Raw genomic sequence first — 1,744 nt, 5'->3', positions numbered from 1 at the left:
GCCACCGAGCCGGCCTCGCCCGCGGCCCCGGCGCGCACCTGCTCCAGGGGAATGGCATCGGCCACCAGGTCGACGCGGACCTGGAGTTCCAACTCGTCCTCCAGGGCCGACGTGAACGTCAGCGCCTCGGCCAGCCGGCCGCCTTCCGCCGCCCGCGAGCGGTTCAGGGTGACCAGCGGATCGGCCCCGTCCTCGGCGGTCCGGATGAAGGAGAAGAAGTCGGCGCGCCCGGCCGAGCGCGACTGGGTGGAGATCCACTCCGGTTCCTGCCCGTTCACCGCCAGCAGGCACCGGGCCAGCACCCGGTCGTCCCCGCAGTAGACCCCTTGGGCCCCGGTACCCCGGATCTGCCCGTGGGGCTCGCTCCAGGCTTGGACGGGTGCCGCAAATACTCCCGTGAGATCGTGCAGGTAGGGCTGGCGGTAGACCATGGAATCATCTTGGCAGCATCGGCTGCGCGGGAACAATCTTCGGCAGGCCGGACACCGGCAGGCTGGACACCGGCCGGCCGGACACCGGCCGGATGGATTCAGGCGACGGTGCCGGAGGCGTCCCGCCCGCCGGGTGTCCAGGACAGGTGGATCAGGACCCCGTCCGTCGTCTCTTCGATCACCAAGCGCAGCTCGTCGCCGTAGAGCTCCCGGGGCCCGGAAGGGCCGCTTTCGCTTTGCTGGACCAGATCGACCAACGCGGCCGCCATCGCCCGCCCCCAGTCTTGGTGGTTCTTGCTGTTGGCGGTTGCGGTGGCGGTATAGGTGGCGTTCATTCTGCGCACGTCCTGACTGCACGTTTAGAACCTGCCGCACGACGCTGTGCCGCAGGTCCCATCAGAGTAGCCAGCACCAGTGACCCCGATCTACCTTTTCGCGTACATTACTCGTATGTGACGTCGGTCATACGCGGCAGGGGGGTCATGATGAGGGGCAGCGGTCCCGGGGGAGCGGACCGCGACGAAGCGGTCCGCAGGCTGCGGGAGGACATCCTGGCGGGCGGTTTGGAGCCGGGCTCCAGGGTGACCGTTGCCGGGCTCGCTGGCCGCATCGGTGCGGAGGAAGCCTTGGTGCGCGACGCCGTCGGCGATCTCACGCAAGAAGGCCTGATCGAGGCCACCGGGCACGAACACCGGATCGCCAATCCCGGTCCCCAGCAGGCCATCCAACTCCTGGATGTGATGGGCGTGGTGCTGGTAGCGCTGTTCGAGCGGGCAGCCCCGCGGCTGTCGCCTCAGGAGATCGACACCATGGCCACGATGGCGGACGACCTGCGGGCGGCGACCGACCGGGAGGACATCCTGGGCGCCTACCGCGCCGCCGGCAGCCTGGTAACCGTCATCCTGGGGGCGGCGGATCACCAGGAACTGAGGGCCGTGAACATGCACGTCCTCGACCGTTCGCTGGCCCGGTTGCACTTGTTCCAACACGCCCTCGCCTATCCTCTCTGGGCCGACGGCTGGCGCGAGACCGTGCAGTACCTCCAGCGGGGCCAGCATGAGGCGGCGGTGGAGCGGCTGCGCCAGACATTCTGGATCCTCGCCGAAGGGCTGGGCCAGGAGGGTTCCTAGCCCGCCTGCCGGGCAGCCGGGCCGCGACGGGATAAAGTGATTCCCGGCCGGTTTTGATCCCGGCCGCCCGCCCGGCCTTTCGACCCATGGACCACGCTTGCCCTCGCCCGCACAACTGACCGCCGACGCCCCACCGAGCCCGGATTCCCCACCGCCTCAGGGTGCCAGCCCCGCCCCGCGGCG

The 1,744-nt window shown here is 69.8% G+C and carries 3 protein-coding genes; 1 reads left to right on the top strand and 2 read right to left on the bottom strand.

The genetic code is table 11. The annotated features are described in order from the left end of the window. On the bottom strand, positions 1 to 431 hold a 431-nt coding region (locus AC5RUJ_RS15745), incomplete at its 3' end, for a glycogen debranching N-terminal domain-containing protein (RefSeq protein ID WP_494156185.1). 98 nt (positions 432 to 529) lie between these two features. After that, positions 530 to 766 carry a hypothetical protein gene (locus tag AC5RUJ_RS15740; RefSeq protein WP_494000776.1) on the bottom strand — a complete coding sequence of 79 codons (237 nt, stop codon included), beginning with the start codon at positions 764 to 766 and terminating at the stop codon, positions 530 to 532. A 150-nt stretch (positions 767 to 916) separates the two neighbouring features. Between AC5RUJ_RS15740 and AC5RUJ_RS15735 the strand changes: the two genes are divergently transcribed. Continuing rightward, positions 917 to 1,561 carry a GntR family transcriptional regulator gene (locus tag AC5RUJ_RS15735; RefSeq protein WP_494128893.1) on the top strand — a complete coding sequence of 215 codons (645 nt, stop codon included), beginning with the start codon at positions 917 to 919 and terminating at the stop codon, positions 1,559 to 1,561. Positions 1,562 to 1,744 lie beyond the last annotated feature (183 nt).

The sequence above is a fragment of the Arthrobacter sp. Y3223164 genome (assembly GCF_059091005.1).
This window is presented reverse-complemented; position numbering and strand designations above follow the sequence as displayed.